The sequence below is a fragment of the Streptomyces sp. NTH33 genome (assembly GCF_003236365.1).
GTDB lineage: Bacteria > Actinomycetota > Actinomycetes > Streptomycetales > Streptomycetaceae > Streptomyces.
This window is the reverse complement of record NZ_POTZ01000107.1, coordinates 1-17,775: the sequence shown is the minus strand read 5'-3', so window position 1 is coordinate 17,775 and position 17,775 is coordinate 1. Positions and strand designations below refer to the sequence as shown.

13 protein-coding genes and 1 pseudogene are annotated in these 17,775 nt (G+C 73.0%); 9 read left to right on the top strand and 5 right to left on the bottom strand.

Features of this window, described 5'->3' with window-relative positions; translation table 11 throughout:
- From C1I97_RS13500 to exaC, 3 genes and pseudogenes are all read left to right on the top strand, one after another.
- A pseudogene (locus tag C1I97_RS13500) lies at window positions 1-213 on the top strand (N-acetylmuramoyl-L-alanine amidase); the annotation flags it as partial.
- 93 nt (window positions 214-306) lie between these two features.
- Window positions 307-1,584, top strand: a complete 1,278-nt coding sequence (locus C1I97_RS13495; RefSeq protein ID WP_111003453.1) for a GAF domain-containing protein — start codon at window positions 307-309, stop codon at window positions 1,582-1,584.
- A 134-nt stretch (window positions 1,585-1,718) separates the two neighbouring features.
- A complete protein-coding gene (gene exaC, locus C1I97_RS13490) occupies window positions 1,719-3,263 on the top strand; it encodes an acetaldehyde dehydrogenase ExaC (RefSeq protein WP_111003452.1) in 1,545 nt (514 codons plus the stop codon).
- A gap of 1,428 nt (window positions 3,264-4,691) precedes the next feature.
- On the opposite strand, the gene C1I97_RS13470 is transcribed toward exaC, so the two are convergent.
- Window positions 4,692-6,104 carry an aminopeptidase P family protein gene (locus C1I97_RS13470; protein WP_111003451.1) on the bottom strand — a complete coding sequence of 471 codons (1,413 nt, stop codon included), beginning with the start codon at window positions 6,102-6,104 and terminating at the stop codon, window positions 4,692-4,694.
- A 136-nt stretch (window positions 6,105-6,240) separates the two neighbouring features.
- Here C1I97_RS13470 and C1I97_RS13465 point away from each other — a divergent pair, with 136 nt between their 5' ends.
- Both C1I97_RS13465 and C1I97_RS13455 read left to right on the top strand, forming a co-directional pair.
- Entirely contained in the window at window positions 6,241-7,233 is a 993-nt protein-coding gene (locus C1I97_RS13465; RefSeq protein WP_111003450.1) for a helix-turn-helix transcriptional regulator, read from the top strand.
- Window positions 7,234-7,965: 732 nt separating this feature from the next.
- A complete protein-coding gene (locus tag C1I97_RS13455; RefSeq protein WP_111003448.1) occupies window positions 7,966-9,228 on the top strand; it encodes a MalY/PatB family protein in 1,263 nt (420 codons plus the stop codon).
- Between the two features lie 67 nt (window positions 9,229-9,295).
- Here the strand turns inward: C1I97_RS13455 and C1I97_RS13450 are convergent, their stop codons facing one another.
- The gene (locus C1I97_RS13450; RefSeq protein WP_111003447.1) at window positions 9,296-10,591 is read right to left on the bottom strand and encodes a DUF1479 domain-containing protein; all 1,296 of its coding nucleotides are present in this window, start codon (window positions 10,589-10,591) and stop codon (window positions 9,296-9,298) included.
- Window positions 10,592-10,681: 90 nt separating this feature from the next.
- On the opposite strand from C1I97_RS13450, the gene C1I97_RS13445 reads away from it, so the two are divergent.
- Both C1I97_RS13445 and C1I97_RS13440 read left to right on the top strand, forming a co-directional pair.
- Window positions 10,682-11,824 carry an ROK family transcriptional regulator gene (locus C1I97_RS13445; protein ID WP_111003455.1) on the top strand — a complete coding sequence of 381 codons (1,143 nt, stop codon included), beginning with the start codon at window positions 10,682-10,684 and terminating at the stop codon, window positions 11,822-11,824.
- Window positions 11,825-12,004: 180 nt separating this feature from the next.
- A complete protein-coding gene (locus C1I97_RS13440; RefSeq protein ID WP_111003446.1) occupies window positions 12,005-13,027 on the top strand; it encodes a zinc-dependent alcohol dehydrogenase family protein in 1,023 nt (340 codons plus the stop codon).
- 18 nt (window positions 13,028-13,045) lie between these two features.
- On the opposite strand, the gene C1I97_RS13435 is transcribed toward C1I97_RS13440, so the two are convergent.
- Genes C1I97_RS13435 through C1I97_RS13425 form a run of 3 tightly spaced genes read right to left on the bottom strand, consistent with a single transcriptional unit; the run spans window position 13,046 to window position 15,737 of the window.
- Complete coding sequence (locus tag C1I97_RS13435; protein ID WP_111003445.1) at window positions 13,046-14,077, bottom strand: NAD(P)/FAD-dependent oxidoreductase; 1,032 nt, start codon at window positions 14,075-14,077, stop codon at window positions 13,046-13,048.
- Window positions 14,074-14,589 carry an isoprenylcysteine carboxyl methyltransferase family protein gene (locus C1I97_RS13430; protein WP_111003444.1) on the bottom strand — a complete coding sequence of 172 codons (516 nt, stop codon included), beginning with the start codon at window positions 14,587-14,589 and terminating at the stop codon, window positions 14,074-14,076. Before C1I97_RS13430 ends, C1I97_RS13435 begins: the two co-directional genes overlap by 4 nt.
- Window positions 14,590-14,597: 8 nt before the next feature.
- Window positions 14,598-15,737 carry a type III polyketide synthase gene (locus C1I97_RS13425; protein WP_181446714.1) on the bottom strand — a complete coding sequence of 380 codons (1,140 nt, stop codon included), beginning with the start codon at window positions 15,735-15,737 and terminating at the stop codon, window positions 14,598-14,600.
- Window positions 15,738-15,855: 118 nt separating this feature from the next.
- On the opposite strand from C1I97_RS13425, the gene C1I97_RS13420 reads away from it, so the two are divergent.
- Together C1I97_RS13420 and C1I97_RS13415 are read left to right on the top strand one after the other, a co-directional pair.
- On the top strand, window positions 15,856-16,665 hold the full coding sequence (locus C1I97_RS13420; protein ID WP_111003454.1) for a UbiA family prenyltransferase: 810 nt from the start codon (window positions 15,856-15,858) through the stop codon (window positions 16,663-16,665).
- Window positions 16,666-16,725: 60 nt separating this feature from the next.
- Window positions 16,726-17,463: a YqjF family protein gene (locus tag C1I97_RS13415; RefSeq protein WP_111003442.1), complete on the top strand. Its 738-nt coding sequence runs from the start codon at window positions 16,726-16,728 to the stop codon at window positions 17,461-17,463.
- Window positions 17,464-17,775: the final 312 nt, after the last annotated feature.

The following is a 17,775-nucleotide window of genomic DNA, read 5'->3' as shown; positions in this document are numbered from 1 at the left end:
GTCCCGCCCCTCCCCGGCAGACGACGGCTGCTCAAGGGGGCCGCCCTCGCCACCGTCCCCTACGCGTTACTCCCCACCGCGCGGGCCGGCGCGCGGACGCAGGCCGTCGTCGACTACCCGCCCGCCGAGTGGCAGCCTGCGAGCGGCTCCCCCTGCACGGCGTCCAGCCGGCCCACGGCCTACACGCTCGACCGTGTGATCATCCACGTCACCTGCGCCTGACGGCGAGCCCGGTCGCAGAGGTTGTCCGGGCGCACACCGAGGGTGACAATGCCACCGGTCGCATCGTCGTCCGGGGAGGCCGATTTGACCGATCCTTGGGTGGCCCTGAAGCCGGGGACAGACCCTGCTGAGCGCGTTCGGGCGCTGCGCAGGGCGCACGAGACATTCACCGAGGTGGGCACGGTGCCGCGCCCGGTACGTCCGATGGTGGCCGACTCGTGGCGGCGTTCCGCGCGGGCCGGTGTCGGTCCGGACGTCACCGCACGTGTGGAGATCGCGGACGGCGACCTCGGCGCCTACCGGGCGGAGCATCCGCTGGCCCCCGTGATGCCCCTGTTCCGGGAGCTGCTGGGCTCGTTCGCCGCCGACGGGGAGCACCTGCTCGCGGTGTGCGACGCCCACGGCAGACTGCTGTGGGTGGAGGGCCATCCAGCGACGCGGCGCAGAGCGGACCGGATAAACTTCGTGCCGGGCTCCCGCTGGGCGGAGTCCGCCGTCGGGACGAACGCGCCCGGCACCGCGGTCGCCGTGGGTCGGCCGGTGCAGGTGTTCGCGGCCGAGCACTTCATCCAGCGCTTCCAACCGTGGACGTGCGCGGCGGCCCCGGTGTGCGATCCGCGCACCGGACAGGTGCTCGGCGCCGTGGACATCACCGGCGGGGACGGGCTCGCGCACCCGCACAGCCTCGGCTTCGTACAGGCGGTGGCGCGGGCCGCCGAGTCCCAGCTGGCGCTGCTCAGCCCGCGCAGGGCCGCCGCCGGGGCGCCCGAGCTGGCCGCGCTGGGCCGCGACGAGGCGCAACTCACGGTGGACGGTCGCGGCATACGGCTGAGTCGCCGGCACAGTGAGATCATGGTGCTGCTGACCCGTCACCCGGAGGGCCTGACGGGGGACGAGCTGCTGTGCGCGCTGTACGAGGACGAGTCGGTCACTCCGGTGACGCTGCGGGCCGAGCTGGCCCGGCTGCGCCGGGTGCTCGGTCCGGGTCTGCTCGCCTCGCGGCCGTACCGGCTCACCGTTCCGGTGGGCTCGGACGTGGCGGTGGTGGAACGGCGGCTGGAGACGGGGGCGGTCGCGTCGGCCGCGTCCGCTTACGCCGGTCCGCTGTTGCTCACCTCGCGGGCCCCGGCGGTGGTGCGGCTGCGACAACGTCTCGCCGACGGGCTGCGCGGCGCGCTGATCGCCCGCCGTGACCCCGACCTGCTGGCCGACTGGGCACACACACCGTGGGGCGAGGGCGACCCGGAGGTGTGGCGGGCCCTCGTCGACGTACAGCCGAGCGCGACAGCCCGGCTCCGGCTCGCCGCGCTCGAGGCTGAACTGGCGGCACCGCCCGAATGGTCCCGCCCGGCACCCCGCTGACGGCCCGGCGCCCGCCCTGCGCGCTCTGCCCGCTTGCGCGCCTGTCGCGCAACGTCGTTGCAACGTCGGCGTCCCTAGCCTCGCGCCGAGAGCTGCCCGACGGCGGGCAGCGCTGCTGAGGGAGGCAGACCAGGATGACCCGTTACGCGGCGCCCGGCACCGAGGGCGCGATCGTCTCCTACCAGACGCGCTACGACCACTTCATCGGCGGCGAGTACGTGCCACCGGCCCGCGGGCAGTACTTCGAGAACCCGTCGCCGGTGAACGGGCATCCCTTCACGGAGGTGGCACGCGGAACCGGGGAGGATGTCGAGCGGGCGCTGGACGCGGCGCACGCGGCCGCGCCGGGCTGGGGCCGGACGTCGGCAGCCGAGCGCTCCGGCATCCTGCTGAAGATCGCCGACCGTATGGAGGCGAATCTCGAACGCCTGGCGGTCGCCGAGAGCTGGGAGAACGGCAAGCCGGTACGCGAGACGCTGGCGGCCGACATCCCGCTGGCCATCGACCAATTCCGCTACTTCGCGGGCGCGATCAGGGCGCAGGAGGGTTCGCTCAGCGAGATCGACGACGACACGGTGGCGTACCACTTCCATGAGCCGCTCGGTGTGGTCGCGCAGATCATCCCGTGGAACTTTCCGATCCTCATGGCGGCCTGGAAGCTGGCGCCCGCGCTCGCCGCGGGCAACGCGGTCGTCCTCAAGCCGGCCGAGCAGACCCCGGCCTCCATCCACTACTGGATGAGCCTGATCGCCGACCTGCTGCCGCCCGGCGTGGTGAACATCGTCAACGGCTTCGGCGTGGAAGCGGGCAAGCCGCTCGCCTCCAGCCCGCGGGTGGCGAAGATCGCGTTCACGGGCGAGACGACGACGGGGCGGCTGATCATGCAGTACGCCTCCGAGAACATCAAGCCGGTCACCCTGGAGCTCGGCGGCAAGTCGCCGAACATCTTCTTCGACGACGTCTCGGCGGCGCACGACGACTTCCGAGACAAGGCGCTCGAGGGCTTCACGATGTTCGCGCTCAACCAGGGCGAGGTGTGCACCTGCCCGTCCCGGGCGCTGATCCAGCGCGGTCACTACGCCGAGTTCGTCGAGGCAGCGGTCGCCCGCACCGAGCTCATCACACCGGGCCACCCCCTCGACACCGGCACGATGATCGGCGCCCAGGCCTCCAACGACCAACTGGAGAAGATCCTCTCCTACCTCGACATCGGCCGGCAGGAGGGCGCACGGGTCCTGACCGGTGGTGAACGCGTCGATTACGACGGCGAGTTGAAGGGCGGCTACTACGTCCAGCCGACCATCTTCGAGGGCGACAACCGGATGCGGATCTTCCAGGAGGAGATCTTCGGCCCGGTGGTCTCGGTGACATCGTTCGACGATTTCGACGACGCCATCAAGATCGCCAACGACACGCTGTACGGCCTCGGCGCCGGCGTATGGACCCGGGACACGAACACCGCCTACCGCGCCGGCCGCGCGATCCAGGCGGGCCGCGTCTGGACGAACTGCTACCACCAGTACCCGGCGCACAGCGCCTTCGGAGGCTACAAGCAGTCCGGAATCGGCCGCGAGAACCACAGGATGATGCTGGACCACTACCAGCAGACGAAGAACCTCCTGGTGTCGTACTCACCAAAGAGGCTCGGCTTCTTCCAGACACGGAAAAAGGGCGCCTGACCAGGGTAGATGCCCGTCAGGCGCCCTTCTCGGCGCACACGTGAGCAGCGAGCCGAAATGCCGCCTCACTCCCGACATCTCCCACCGGTATCCCAGCTTCGACCAGCAGTTCCGGGGCATTTCCGGGCCAGGGTGTCCTCCAACGCACCCTCCGCATCGTCCGTCGGCTCCTCCCACCGCCGCATGGACTCCTCGATCAAGCTGTTGGCGTGGTTGCGCGCTTCGGCCAGGAACTTGGCGCAGTAGCGGAAAAGGACCTGGATGCTCTGCCCGGCTCGGCGTGCGCACTCCGCGGGGTCGACGCCGGAGGCCAGCCGGAACGAGATGCCGGCGTGGCGCAAGCGTGGGTGGTGTACCACCCTCATCGACGAGCCGCAGCGCCCCGGAGCCGTGGATCCAGCGATCACCCGACACCGTGCAAGCCGTTGCCACGTTGTTGTCCCATCAGCAGACCACGAACCCGACTCCGACACAGCGGGTCGGCGACGGCTGACGAAGTACCAGCGGGCGCCGAAGGGCTCGATCGGGGGGGTGATGGCCGTACCGGCTGAGGCGGACGAGGCTGTGCCGTACGTCGAGGTGTAGTGCGTGGATGCCGTACGCGGGTGTCGGTGGCGTCCGCTGCTGGACTGCGCGACAGCCGGGTTCGAGAACGCGGTTCCGGTACGGCCGTGGTGGGGATCGCGTTCCAACCGCTCTGGCTGCACTGGCATGACGGCACGCGTGAGCGTCGGCATGCTCCGGATCTCTTCTTGCGCTGCGCGGGTGGCTCGGCCGTGGTCGTCGGCGTCCGTGCCGACGACCGGATCACGCCGCGCGATGCCGAAGCGTTCGAGTTGACGCGCCGGGCCCACGCCGAGGCCGGGTGGGGCTTTGAGCGGATGGGGTGCCGGAGGCGGTGCTGCCGGCGAACGTACGGTGGCTGTCGCGCTACCGGCACCCCCGCTGCGAGGCGACGATCTCCTCCCCGCTGTCCACGAGCACGGCCACGACGATGTACACGGCCCCGCCGACCACGGCCAGGACGGCTGCACACGTGTCCCCGCAGCGACAGGCCGATGGCCTCCAGCCCTGGCGAATCGCCGGTGGAACGGCCCCAGCGCGGTCCCGGGCAGCACCGGGATCCGGCCGTAGGGAGCTCCACGCACGGCCGGATCCCGACGTACATGACCCCCGAGACGAACAGGATCAGCCCGCACCGGGCGGCGGACAGGGGCGAAGAGCGACGGCTTCCGCCCCGCCTTGCGTACAGCAGTCCGTTCCCTGCCCGCACTGGTCGCCGGAACGGCGGTCCAGCAGACGGGCAAGGCACTGGTGACGGCGATCAGACAGCTACTGGGCTGAGCCCGACGCACGTACCAGGCGCTCGGCGGGCATGGTGCAGACAACCGGACGGCGGCCCTGCCCTTGGCCCGGTTCTCGATGCGCTCAGCCCGCGAACCGGGCCATCCACGCCTCGACCTCATCCGCCGACCGCGGCAGGCCCGCCGACAGGTTCTCGTGACCATCGGCGGTGACGAGCAAGTCGTCCTCGATGCGTACGCCGATGCCGCGCCACTCCTGGGGCACGGTCAGGTCGTCCGGCTGGAAGTACAGGCCGGGCTCGACGGTGAGCACCATGCCCGGCTCCAGTACGCCGTCGACGTACTCCTCGGTCCGGGCCTGCGCGCAGTCGTGGACGTCCAGGCCGAGCATGTGACCGGTACCGGCCATCGTGAAACGGCGCTGGAGGCCCAGCTCGTACGCGCGGTCGGCAGGCCCTTCGATGAAACCCCACTCGACCAGCCGCGCCGCCAGGGAACGCTGGGCCGCCTCATGGAAGTCACGGTACGCGGCGCCCGGCTTGACGGCCGCCATGCCCGCCTCCTGGGCCTCGTACACCGCGTCGTAGACCCTGCGCTGGACGGGGCTGAAGGTGCCGCTGATCGGCAGAGTGCGCGTGACGTCGGCGGTGTACAGGGTGCGCGACTCCACGCCCGCGTCGAGCAGGAGCAGCTCCCCGGGACGCACCGGTCCGTCGTTGTCGGTCCAGTGCATGATCGTGGCGTGCTCGCCCGCGGCGCAGATCGTGCCGTAGCCGACGGCGTTGCCCTCGAGGCGGGCGCGGCGGAAGAAGGTGCCCTCGATCCACCGCTCGGACGACGCGATCGCCCGCGACAGCTCACCGACGACGTCCGTGAATCCGCGCACCGTGGAGTCCACGGCCGAGCGGATCTCCTTGATCTCCCACTCGTCCTTCACGACGCGCAGGTCGCTGAGGGCCTCTTCCAGCTCCGCGTCGCGCTCCGCCTCGGTGGCGACGGCGGCCTCCAGGGACAGGTCGATACCGCGGACGATGCGGGTCGGTGTGCCGGAGGCGGCTGCCAGCTCGCCGGCCGCCGTGCGGACGTCCCGGCACGGCAGGCCGAGCACGCGCTCCGCCTCGGCGAGGGAGCGGCGCCGGCCCATCCACAGTTCTGCCGTGGCACCGGTCCAGAACTCGTCGTTGTCCCTGATGTCCCGCGGGAGTTGGTAGCAGTAGGCGTCGTGGCCGCCGTCCGCGCGGGGTTCGAGGACGAGGGCACCGTCCCGGGCCTGGTCGCCGGTCATGTGCACATAGCCCGAGTACGGCCGGAACGGGTAGGTGTCGTCGTTCGAACGGACCTTGAGGTTCCCCGAAGGGATCACGAGCCGTTCGCCCGGGAAGCGCGCGGAGAGCGCGGCCCGGCGCGCGGCCGCGTAGGGGGCCTGCTCCTGGAGCGTCAGCTCGCGCTTCTCGGTGTCCGCCCACCCCGTCCGCATCAACGCGGACAGTTCCTCGGAGATCCCTGAGTACAAACCGTTCTTGCGGCCTTTCGCCACTGCGTCCGCCTTCCTGGGAGTCGAGCGCCGCCACGTGCCGACGGCTCGGCGACGTTATCCCGTGACGCCCACGTATGGTGCCCAGTGGTGCCACTGGCACAGATCGGCCACGCCTGGCCGGCCACGGCCGTCGATAATGTGGCTCGTGACGAACGCGAATCTCGGCGAGGCACTGCGGCTCCTGGGCATCGGTCAGGCGGCGTGCCGGGTCTACCTCACCCTGCTGGAGCTGGCCCCTGCGCCGCTGAGCGAGATCGCCGCCGCGGCCGGTCTGGACGGCCCCGGCCTGGCCACGGCGTACGGCGAGCTCGTCGACGCCGGCCTGGCCGGTGCCGCCGAGAAGGACGAGGACGTGGTGGCGCCGGTGGCACCGGCGGCCGGCCTCGAGGTCCTCGCCCGGCGACGCGTGGCCGCGGTCGAGAAATCCCGCATCGCGGTCGCGGGCGCCTTCGATTCGTTCCGGCGCCACCGGCTCGCGGCCCACGACGACCACCTCGTCGAGATCGTCACCGGCGACGCGATCGGCCCCAGGATGCGCCAAGCCTGGGCCAGCGCCCGCCACCAGATCCGGCAGTTCGAGTCGCCCCCCTACTTCCCCGTGGCCAGTGCCACCGACGACGCACTGGCCACGCTGGCTCGCGGGGTCACGCAGCGCGTCGTGTACTCCCGCGAGTCACTGGAACGCCCGGACCACCTCGAACAAGTCATCGAACCGTGCATCAACGCCGGTGAGCAGGCCAGAGTGCTGCCGTCCGTCCCCGTCAAACTCCTGATCATCGACGAGGCGTACGCCCTGGTGTCACTGTCGATCAAAGAGGCCGACGTGCACACCACCATGCTGGTCGTACAGCCGTGCGGTCTGCTCTCCGCCCTCATCGCGCTGTTCGAGCAGTCGTGGCAGCACGCTCTGCCCTTCCACGGCGACACGACCCGCCCAGGCGGTCTGCCCCCCGCCGACCGCCGTCTGCTGTGGCTCCTGGCCGGCGGCACGAGCGACGACGTCATCGCCCGCGAACTGGGAATCAGCCGCCGCACGCTGTTCCGCCGCCTGCAGGTCCTGATGGCCCGGCTGGGCGCCGCGAACCGCTTCCAGCTGGCCCTGCAGGCCCAGCGCAACGGATGGTTGTGACGGCCGGCCCCGCCCGAGCCCACACGGACGATCGCGCGATGGTGGAGGAGACGGCCTTGCCCCAAGGCCCGTGCTTCGTGTTCGCCGTGTCCGCGGTGAAGTCGCGGCCGAGCAGGCTCAAGGTCGCGGCAGACGAACCGCAGGGCCTGTTCGTCCCGCACGCCGGGCAGACCTCGGTGCACTGCCTCAGCCCCGCTCACCGCCACGCGGGCGAACGCAGATCGGCGTACGGGGTGCGCGTACAGGGTCCACAGGATTCTGCGGACTCGCACGCCTCCGCCTTCGACGTCCCCCCAGCGGACGGCCGCGAGCTGCTGCACGAGCCGTACACCGAGCGCCGCGCGGCGCCGGCAGGCCTCCTCGCTCGGCGCGGTCCGCAGGTCCCATGGACGCTGTGTCCCGATTCGGGCGCCTGCGGCGCCGCAGGCGTGTTTCCACCCCGCCGTCCACGGGCAGCTCGACTCACGGACGACGGGAGGATCATCGTGGACGGCCGCGGCTCCAGGACCGGCGGCCCCGGCCTGCCGCCTCGCCCGGCCACCAAGCGCACGGGTCGGCGTGACGGCCCCCTCCCCGCCGCGTCGGTTCTCCGGGCCGTGCTGGGAAAGGGGCCGCCGGAGCGCGCGCCACTCCCCCCTCCGGCCACCCTGGAGGCAAACCTCAGCACCGTCCGGCAGGACCACGACACCGCCACCGCACAGGCCCGGTCCGGCCGGGCAAGGGGAGCACCGCATGAGTGAGTCCACGAACCAGGCAGCCTCCGGATCCGGGGACGACGGCCGCACCGATCCGCTCGTCCGGCTGTCCCTGGAACAGTTGCGACAGCGCACCAGCATGAAGTGGCGCGCCTATCCCGAGGACGTCCTCCCGCTCTGGGTGGCGGAGATGGACGTCCCCCTGGCACCCGCCGTAGCCGGCGCCCTGCACCGGGCCGTCGAGCTGGGAGACACCGGATACCCCCACGGCACCGCCTACGCCGAAGCCGTCGCCGCGTTCGCCGCCGCGCGATGGCGGTGGGACGGCCTGCGCGTGGAGGACACGGCGATCGTGCCCGACGTCATGCTGGGCATCGTCGAGATCCTCCGCCTCATCACCGGCCCCGGCGACGCGGTCGTCGTCTGCTCACCCGTTTACCCGCCGTTCTACGCGTTCGTCGCGCACGACGGCCGGGACGTCATCGAGGCCCGTCTCGGCCCCGATCTGCGGATCGACCTCGGCAGCCTCGAAGAGGCGTTCATACGCGCACGACACCGCGGCCGCCGCGCGGCATTCCTGATGAGCAACCCGCACAACCCGACCGGTGTCGTCCATACGCGCGCGGAACTCGAGGCGATCGCCGCGCTCGCCCGCAGACATGGTGTCCGGGTGGTCTCCGACGAGATCCACGCCCCGCTGGTGCTGCCCGGAGCCGTCTTCACGCCCTTCCTCAGCGTTCCCGGCTCCGAGAACGGTTTCGCCCTGACCTCCGCGTCCAAGGCCTGGAACCTGGCCGGTCTCAAGGCCGCCCTCGCCATCGCGGGCACCGAAGCCGCGGACGACCTTCGGCGTATGCCCGAAGAAGTCGGCCACGGCTCCAGCCACCTGGGCATCCTCGCCCACACGGCAGCGTTCCGCGACGCCGCCGACTGGCTCGACGAACTCCTGCTCGGGCTCGACGACAACCGGAGCCTGCTGGGCAAGCTGGTCGACGAACACCTCCCCGGCGTGGGGTACGTCCCTCCCCAGGGCACCTACCTCGCCTGGCTGGACTGCACGGGGCTGGGGCTGCACGACGACCGCCCGTCCGACGGCCCGGGCATCGTGAGCGACGTCGCCGGACCGGCGAGGATGTTCCTCGACGAAGCCCGCGTCGCCCTCAGCTCCGGACACGTCTTCGGCAGCGGCGGCGCGGGATGCGTACGCCTCAACTTCGCGACCTCACCGACGATCCTGCGTCAGGCACTCGCGCGCATGGGACGCGCGCTCGCCGCTTTCGGGCAAGCGCCCTGCCCCTGACGGCGCCCGACCGGCCTTTCGGCCGTCGGGCGCCTCTCGGTCGGCCCGCTCGCCCCGGATCACCGGATCAGGCGAGGCCCAGGCCCCGGCGGCCGGTGTCGTTGAGCTGGTCGGCGGTGAACCGGCCGTCCCAGGAGCGCTCGTAGTGCTCCTCGGGGAAGTCGGCCGGGCTCGAGCCGGTGGCGAACGCCTCCCTGAGGGAGGCCGCGTACTTCTCGTTGCGGGGGCACCAGGGGGCGGCTGGGATGTACATGACGTTGCCCCAGCCCTTCTGGTTCTCGACCGGAGCGACACTGTGGACCATGTCGCAGTGCCACCAGACGGAATCGCCGGCCCTGACGTCGGGGAGGGGAGTCAGGGCCCGGTAGAGCATCGGGTGCCAGCGCCTGGTGACGGGGAACACCTGGTTCGTCCGCACGCCGCACAGGGAGTCCTCGGGCACGTCCGGCAGCAGGGGCCGCAGGAGCAGGTAGGCCATGATCTCCGGAATCGGCACGGTGTGGAGCACGCCCTGGTCGGCGTCCATGTCCGACAGGGCGGTCCAGCCCTGGAAGGTGCGGAACGCGGAGCACATGGTGGAGCCGGGGTACTGGGGGCCGGTGGTGCGGTGGGCCGCGTCCCAGGGGTCGTACTGCTCGGCGGTGCCGTCGAAGAGGTGGCGGAACGCCTTCTGGTACTCCCGGGTCATCCACAGGTCCAGGGTGCCGGGGTCGCAGTGGGTGCCCAGGCCGGAGGAGTCGGTGCCCGGGGGGCGGCGGCGGATGCGGTCGGGGTACAGCGCGTCGCGGTCGGGGTCGAACCACCGGGTGCCGTCGTCCGAGGTGTGCTTCCACAGCGAGTTGAGGAAGGACTGGACGGTGGCCATGCGCTCGGACTGGCGGGCCTGCATCTGGGCCTGGGACCAGTAGACGGGGTAGATCTCGGGCTTGGAGCCGACGCTGCCGAAGAAGTCGTCGCCGGGCCCGGCGTAGTTCTCGAAGAACCGGTTGCGCTCGACGTAGTCGACGATGCCGGCGTCCCAGGCCAGCGCCTGCTCGCGCGGGAAGTGGCCGCGTACGACGAGGCAGCCGCGCTTCTTGAGCCTGGCCATGTCCGCCGGCGTGACGGTTTTGCCGGCGATCGCGTCGTAGTCCAGGACGGGCCACACCTCCTCGCCGCGCTCCCGGTCGGCTTCGATCTCGGCGATGCGGGCCTCGATGCGCTGCTCGACGGACGCGAACACCTCCTCGAGGGTGCGGCCGGAGGCCTCGATACGGGCCCGCAGAGCGGGCTTGATCTCGCGGATGGCGGCTGTGAGGTCCGCCGGGGTCTGCTGCCAGTGCGGCAGGGCGGCGGCGTGGTGCGGCTCAGCGGCGAGCGTCATCGCCCGACTCCTTTGGTGAGGACTCCTTACTGAACATGACGGTAGGCATCACTCCACCTTTAGGCAAGAGTCCTTACTAGAATGGTGCGCATGACTCCGCCGAAGCCGTCGCTGGAGATGCTGCGCGCTCTGACCGACGAGAACGTGCTGCGCTCCCTCATGGCCCGCCCGCGCCTGACCAGGGCGGAGATCTCCGCCCGCACCGGGATCTCCAAGCCCACGATCTCCGACAGCGTGCAGCGCCTGACCCGGGCCGGCCTGCTCGTGGACACCGGCGAACGCACCACCGGACGCGGACGGGTCGGCTCGTACTACTCCCTCGCCCCGCGGCTCGGTGCCGCCCTGGTGGCCGCCATCACCCCGCACGGAGTGGTGGCCGAAGCGGTCGACGCCCTCGGCCACGTCCACGGGCAGGTCCGCACCGCGCTGGAGGCGAGCGCGGGCCCCCGCGTGGCCGCCGAAGCCCTCGTCGCGGCAGCCGGACAACTGGCCGGGCGGATCCCCGGCCCGCTGCGCCTCGCGGTGGTCAGCGCCGCCGACCCGGTGGACCGCGGGACGGGCCGGCTCGTGCACCTGCCCGACGCCCCCTTCCTCGTCGGCGACCTCGACCCTTCCGCCGTCCTGGCGACCACCGTGACCGGACCCGTCCTGGTGGACAACGACGTCAACTGGGCCGCCCGCGCCGAGCACCGGGCCGGCTGTGCCAGGGACGTCGACGACTTCGTCTACCTCCACCTCGGTGAGGGCCTGGGCTGCGCCGTGGTGAGCGACGGCGTCGTCCGGCGCGGACACAGGGGGCTCGCCGGAGAGATCACCCACCTCTGCACGGCGGGCCCGGACGGGCAGGCCATGGCCTTCACCGAGGTCTTCGCCGTCCTCGGGCTGCGCCGGCCCGCCTCCACCGCCATCGACGCCCCGGCACTGGCCGGACTCCTCGCCCGTCGCGGCGAGCAGGCGGAGCGGGTCCGCACCGCACTGGTCCGGGCCATCGGCGGCGTCCTTTCCGCGGCCGTCTCCCTCGCGGACCCCCGCATGGTCGTCATCGGCGGCGAGTGGGGCCTGTGCCCCGGCCTGATCACCGCCGTCGACGAGCACTTCAGCCGCACGCCGCGCCCCGTCCCCCTCACCGCGGCCGTGCTGTCGTCGCCCGAACTGACCGGTGCGCGTTCCCGCGCCGTGGAGGAGCTCCGCTCCCTCATCGTCCAGACGGCTCGCCCCGCACCACGGGCATAAGAACCTGTCTGCACGGGCGGGGGGCGGTTACCCGGACGGGGCGGTTCTCCCGCCGCCTCCGCGGCGCGGACGGAGGGCCGCAGCCCCGGGCCCGGACCGCCCCGGGCGGGCGGAACGGGTGACAGCGCGGTCGCCTCCCGGCGCTCCGCGGGCCGGTCCAGCACGTGAGGAGCAGCAGCCATGCGCGGTGTCGTGATGCACGCCCCCGGCGACATCCGGGTGGAGCAGCGCGAGGATCCGAGGATCCTCGCGCCGACGGACGCGGTGATCCGCTTGTCTGCGAGTTGTGTCTGCGGGTCGGACCTGTGGCCCTACCGCGGGATCGAGGCGGTCGAGGGACCGGCCCCGATGGGACACGAGTACGTCGGCGTCGTCGAGGAGGTCGGCAGTGAGGTGAGGACCGTCGAGCCCAACCGGTTCGTGGTCGGCTCGTTCTTCGCCTCGGACAACACCTGCGAGATCTGCCGGGCCGGCTACCAGTCCTCCTGCGTCCGGCGCGAGCTGATGGGCACGCTGGGGGCCCAGGCGGAACGGCTGCGCGTCCCGCTCGCCGACGGCACCCTGGTCGCCACCCCGGACATGCCCTCCGAGGACCTGATTCCCAGCCTGCTGGCGGCCTCCGACGTGCTGGGCACCGGCTGGTTCGGCGCCGTGGCGGCCCAGGCCGGCCCCGGCAGGACCGTCGCGGTCGTCGGGGACGGCGCGGTCGGCCTGCTCGCCGTCCTGGCCGCCGGGCAGCTCGGCGCGGAGCGGATCATCGCGATGAGCCGCCACGAGCCGCGGCAGCGGCTCGCCCGCGCGTTCGGCGCCACCGACATCGTCACCGAACGCGGCGACGAAGGCGTGGCCAGGATCAAGGAGATGACCGGCGGGCTGGGCGCGCACTCGGTCGTCGAGGCCGTCGGTACCCAGGAGTCGATGCTGCAGGCCATCGGTTCCACCCGCCCCGGCGGCCACGTCGGCTACGTCGGCGTCTCCCACGGCGTCGTACTCGACGGCCAGGAGCTGTTCTTCTCCCACGTCCACCTCCACGGCGGACCGGCCCCGGTGCGCCAGTACCTGCCGCGGCTGATCGACCTGATCTGGAACCGGAGGATCGCCCCCGGCAGGGTCTTCGACCTCGACCTCCCCCTCGACCGGGCCGCCGAGGCGTACCGGGCCATGGACGAGCGCCGCGCCGTCAAGGCCCTGCTGCGCGTGTGATCCCGGGGCGGCGCGGCATCACGCCAGTGCGTTGACCGCTGCCGCGAACAGGCGTGGCAGGCGGACGGCCGCGGGGGTGATGCGTGAGGCGAGTGCGGGCTGCCGGCGGGCTCCGACCAGGAGCTCCGTCAGGAGCCGGTGGCGGCGGGTGGCGCGGTGCCAGTCGGTCTCGTAGCGGCCGGGGGTGCCGCGGCGCAGGTTGTCGACCAGGGCCCGGGCGCCGGTGAGGGCGAGGGAGATGCCTTCGCCGGTCAGCGCGTCGATGTAGCCGGCGGCGTCGCCGACGAGCAGGACCCGCCCGTGGCAGCGGGCGCGGGACCGCTGGCGCAGCGGTCCCGCACCGCGTACGGCGGTGACGGCCGCCTCGCCGGGAAGGCGGGCCGCCAGTTCGGGGAAGGCGTCCAGCTGGGTGCCGAAGGGGGCCCGCCGTGCCGTCAGCAGGGCGACGCCGACGAGTGCGGGGCCGAGCGGGGTGACGTACGCCTCCCCGTACGGCCCCCAGTGCACCTCGACGCAGGAGGACCAGGGAGGCACCGCGTAGTGGCGACGCAGTCCGTACCGGGGCGCCGTGCCGCTCCTCACCTCCAGGCCGAGAAAGCGGCGCAACGGCGAGTGGAGGCCGTCCGCGGCGACCAGCCACCGGGCGCGCAGACCGGTCCCGGGCACGGTCACCCCCGTGTCGTCCTGCCGTACCTCGCCCACGCGCAGGGGCAGTACGGGGACGCCGGCGTCGACGACGGCCCGGTGCAGGGCGCCGTGCAGACCGGTGCGGCGGGCGCCGAGGCCGGGACCCTGCCGGAATGCCGCCTGGGCCCTGTGGGGTCCCTGGACGTAGCGGATTCCGCTGATCGGCAGGCCGGGAACCTGGAGGCCGAGGGCCCCGAGGGCCCGGACGGCGCCGGGCATCAGACCCTCGCCGCACGCCTTGTCGACCGGCGCCCGGCGTGGCTCCGCCACGACGACGTCGAGGCCCGCGCGCACGGCGTGCAGGGCGGTCGCCAGACCGGCGGGACCGCCTCCGGCGATCAGCAGGTCGTGGCCGCCGCTCACGCGGGCACCGCCGCGGTGAGGGCGGTGTTCTCGCAGCGGATGCGGACCGCGAGCAGGAGCGCGTTGGCCACGGTGAACGCCGCCGCGCTCAGCCAGGCGGAGTGCACCAGCGGCAGGGCGGCGATCTCCACCACGACGGCGACGTAGTTGGGGTGGCGCAGGAACCGGTAGGGGCCGGTGCCGACCAGGCGCGCTCCGGGGACGACGATGACCCGGGTGTTCCAGTAGGGGCCGAGTGCGGTGATGCACCACCAGCGCAGCGCCTGCGCCAGGGCGACGAGCACCAGCATGGGCCATCCCAGAGCGGGCAGGAACGGCCGGTGGGCGAGCACGGGTTCGGCGAGGCAGCAGACGAGCAGGCCGGTGTGCAGGACGACCATGAGCGGGTAGTGGCCGCGGCCGTGTTCCACGCCGGCGCGGGCACGGGTCCAGGCCGCGTTGCGCCGGGCGACGGCGAGTTCGGCGAGGCGTTCGGCGGCGACGGCCAGGACGAGAAGCGTGTACCAGGGCATGGGAGCACTCACCAGCGCAGCAGGACGAGTTCGGAGCAGAACCCCGGGCCCATCGCCAGGACGAGTCCCCAGGTGCCGGGCTCGGGCCGGCGGGACTCCCGGACGGTCTGCAGGATGTGCAGGACGGAGGCGGACGACAGGTTTCCCACGGTCGCGAGGGAGCGGCGGGCGGTGTCCAGGGCGTCGCCGGGCAGGCCGAGGGCGTCGGCCAGGGCGGAGAGCACCCTGGGGCCTCCCGGGTGGCACACCCAGGTCCCGATGTCGTCGGTGGTCAGGCCGTGTTCGGCGAGGAAGGCGCGCAGGTGCCGGCCGAACCGGTCCCGTACGATCCCGGGGACGCCGGCGTCGATCACGACGCGGAACCCGCTGGCGCCGATGTCCCAGCCCAGGAGCTGTTCGGTGCCCGGATACAGGCGGCTGCGGGTCGCGACCACCGAGGGGCCGCCCGCGCCGGGACCCGCGCTGCCGCTGCCGCGTGCGACGAGCGCTGCCGCGCCGTCACCGAACAGGGCTCCGGCGACGAGGTTGGCGCGGGAGTCGTCGTGCCGCTGGAGCGTCAGTGAGCACAGTTCGACACTGAGCAGCACCGCCGTGTCGTCGGGGTGGCCCCGCAGATAGTCGTGCAGCCGGGCGAGTCCGGCCGCGCCCGCCGCACAGCCCAGGCCGAAGACGGGGAGTCTCTTGACGTCGGGCCGCAGTCCCAGGCGCCCGGCCAGCCGGGCGTCGAGCGACGGAGCGGCGATGCCGGTGATGGAGGTGCACACCAGCAGATCGACGTCGGCCGGCCCGAGCCCCGCCTCCCGCAGCGCGCCGGTGAGGGCCTCCTCGCCCAGTTCCAGTCCGGCGGCCACCCACGCGTCGTTGCTCCGCCCGAAGTCGCCGAGGCCGGCGTACCGCTCGATCGGCAGGGCGAGATGGCGTGTGCGCACACCGGCGGAGGCGTGCAGGCGGCGCAGTACGGCTCGGTCGGCTCCCGGGGCGAGGCACAGGTCGCCGATCGCCTCGGTGAGGTCGTCCTGGGTGTACCGGTGCGGCGGCAGCGCGGTGCGGACCGCGGCGATCGTGCTCGCCGTGCCGGGCAGGGAGGCCGGGCACGGCACGGTGGGCGGCGGGAGGGGAACGTCATCGACGATCACAGGGACACGCATGTCGGTCATACCTTCCTCCCGCCCTACGTCCCGTTAACGTCCCTCTGTGCCACTCCACCCGCCCGATGCCGTCCAGCCGGATGCCCTTCCGTCCGCGGCACACCGTGTCCCGGTGCTGCTGTTGCGCTCCTGCCATCCGGAGCCGGCGGTCGCCGTGACCGTGTTCGTGACCGCGCTGGCCGTGGCGGCGGGCCGCGGAGCGGCGGGTTCGGCGGCGGTGGCCGCGGCGGTGCTGGCCGGGCAGCTCTCGGTGGGCTGGTGCAACGACGCGGTCGACGCCCGGCGCGACACGGCCTGCGGACGGCGCGACAAGCCGGTGGCCACGGGGGAACTCACGCCCCGGGCGGTGGCCGTCGCGGCCGGGGCGGCCCTGGCGCTGTGCGTGCCGCTGTCGCTGCTGAGCGGCACCGCCGCGGGAGTGGCGCATCTGGCGGGCATGGTGGCCGCGGGCTGGGCCTACAACCTGGTGTTCAAGCACACGGTGCTCTCGCCGCTGCCCTATGCCGTGGGTTTCGGATCGCTGCCGGCCTTCGTCACCCTCGGCCTGCCCTCGCCGTCCTGGCCCGCCTGGTGGGCGGTCACGGCCGGCGCGCTGCTGGGTGTGGGGGCCCATCTGGTCAATGTGCTTCCGGACATCGAGGACGACCTCGCGGCCGGTGTGCGCGGGCTGCCGCAGCGGCTGGGCCGCCCGGCCTGCCGGTGGCTGGCCCCGTTCGTGATGATGGCGGCCGTGGGCGTGGTGGTCGCGGGGCCGCCCGGCGCGGTGACGTTCCCGGGCCGGGTGCTGGCGGCGGCGGCCGCGATCGTCGCGGTCGCGGGAACGGCCGTGCCGGCGGGCGGCCGGAGCCGGTGGCCGTTCCGGGCGTCGATCGTGGTGGCCGGCATGGCCGTGGCGCAGCTCCTGCTGCGCGGCGCGGACATGGCCTGACACCGGTCCCCCGCGGCCTGTGCCGCGTTTCCGCCGCCGGTACGCGGGGACTCGCCGCCTGTGGTGGCGTACGGAGCCGAGCAGCGGGTGCGCCTGCCCGCGTTGCGGGCCGGCTGGCTGACGCAGACGTTCGTCCACTGGCCCTTCCGGCCGGAGGCGGTGCGGGCTCTGGTGCCCGGGGAACTGGTCGTGGACGAGTACGAGGGGGTCGCCTGGGTGGGGCTCACGCCCCTCGTCATGGCGGACGTACGTCCTCCCGGCGTGCCCGCCACCGCGCCCGGGCTCCCGACGTTCGCGGAGACCAACCTCCGGACCTACGTCCGGCACCGGCACGGACGGGACGGGCTGTGGTTCCTCTCCCTGGAAGTCGCCTCCCCGCTGATGCTGGCGGCCCGTGCCGTCGGCGCGCCGTACCACCTGGGCACCCTCAGTGTCTCCAGGGACGGGGAGACCGTCTCCTACGTCGGTTCCAGGCGCCGGGGCTGGGTCTCCTACCGCCTGGTCGTCCGCCCCGGCGCCCCGATCGAGCCGACGGAGCGGGACGTGTGGCTGATCTCGCGCTGGCGGGCGTACACGCGCCGGCTGGGGATGCTCTGGGAGACGCCCGTCGAGCACGAGCCGTGGCCGCTGGCCGGCGCCGCCGTGGACGTACTGGAGGAGACACTGACCGCCGCGGTGGGCCTGCCCGCCCCTCTCGGTGAACCCGTGGTGCACTTCTCGGAAGGAGTCCGGCACGTACGACTCGGGCCCTCCCGACCCTGTGCCCCCAGGGCCGGGAGGGCCCTGGCCGGGTCCTGAGCCGGGCGGGGCCGGAGAGTGCGCCGTGAAGCGTGAGGTCGCCGTGGCCGCGGCCCAGTGCCGGTGTCTGCCGGGCCGTGCTGCCGGGCAGGGCGGCCCGGCAGCGCGAGCAGGGCCGGACGGGCCCATGCGGCGTGCGCTCCACGCTGCTCCGCCGGTCGTTCCCCGGCAGAGCCCGCATCCCCCTTGCGTGCCGTATCCGTCGTGCCGCGCCTCACGGAGCACGCGGCAGCGGCAGCGCGGGTCCCGGCGCGGGCGGCCCCTCGGTGGTCGCGACCCGCAGCCGCCTGTATCCGGGCACCGAACAGCTCC